Below are 976 nucleotides of genomic sequence, written 5' to 3'. Positions count from 1 at the left end.
GGTGACATCACGGATCGCATGTTCCCGGGTCGGGTAGACCGTGCGGTGCACTCGTTCCACTTTCAAGGTGGCGTTGAACGATTCCGCCCACGCATTATCGTAACAAATGCCCGTCCTGCCCACCGAACGGGTGACACCGATCTTCTCGGTGTACTCGGCGAACGCCTGGGACGTGTACTGGGTGCCCCGGTCAGAATGAAAGATCGTCACCCCGGCGCGGACGTGCCCGTTCCGGGCGGCCATGCCCAGCGCCTCGGTCACCAGGTCGGTGCGCATGTGCTCGGCCATCGCGTAACCGACGACCTTCTTGGAGAAGCAGTCCAGCACGGTCGCCAGGTACACCCAGCCGGCCCAGGTGTCGATGTAGGTGATGTCGCCGACGAGCTTGGTCCCGGGTTCGGCCGCGGTGAAGTCCCGGGCCAGCAGGTCCGGGGTGGTCCCGGCGTCGGCGGCGATCGTGGTGACCGGCCGGCGGGGCTTGGGCTGACAGGGGATCAGGTCCCGTTCGGCCATGATCTTCCGGACGGTCTGCGGGTCGCAGCCTCGGCCCAGTCGGGTCAGGGCGGCGTGGAGGCGCCGGTGCCCGTAGGTGCGGTCGGAGTCGATGAAGAGGTACTCGATGATCTCCCCGAGCTCGGCCCGCCAGCGGGCGGTGGCCGATGGTTCCCGGTCCCGCCACTCGTAGTACCCCGATCGGGACACCGTCGCCCAGGTGCACATCTTCCGCACCGGATAGTTGCCTTCCTCACCGTGGATGAACGCGTACTTGGCGTTCACCGGGACTCCTTGGCGAAGAAGGCCGCCGCTTTTTTTAGGAACTCCTGCTCCATCTTCAGCTCGCGGATCTCTTTACGCAGCCGGGCCAGTTCCTGCCGTTCCGGCTCGCTCAGCTCGGGTTCCTCGCCGGCGTGCTCACGCCGGTGCTTGTTCACCCAGTTCCGCAGCGTCTCTGCACCAATACCGTATTCTTTCGCCA

Annotated in this window: 1 protein-coding gene and 1 pseudogene; both read right to left on the bottom strand. The window is 65.7% G+C overall.

What is annotated here, in order from left to right:
* Positions 1–777: IS3 family transposase (locus BKD30_RS15020; RefSeq protein ID WP_076705904.1), on the bottom strand; the 777-nt coding region annotated here is incomplete at its 3' end.
* Positions 774–976: pseudogene (locus BKD30_RS15015) on the bottom strand (IS3-like element ISAar4 family transposase); the annotation flags it as partial. The gene BKD30_RS15020 and the pseudogene BKD30_RS15015, both read right to left, overlap by 4 nt.

It is taken from the genome of Tersicoccus phoenicis (genome assembly GCF_001968835.1).
Classification (GTDB): Bacteria; Actinomycetota; Actinomycetes; order Actinomycetales; family Micrococcaceae; genus Tersicoccus; species Tersicoccus phoenicis.
This window is presented reverse-complemented; position numbering and strand designations above follow the sequence as displayed.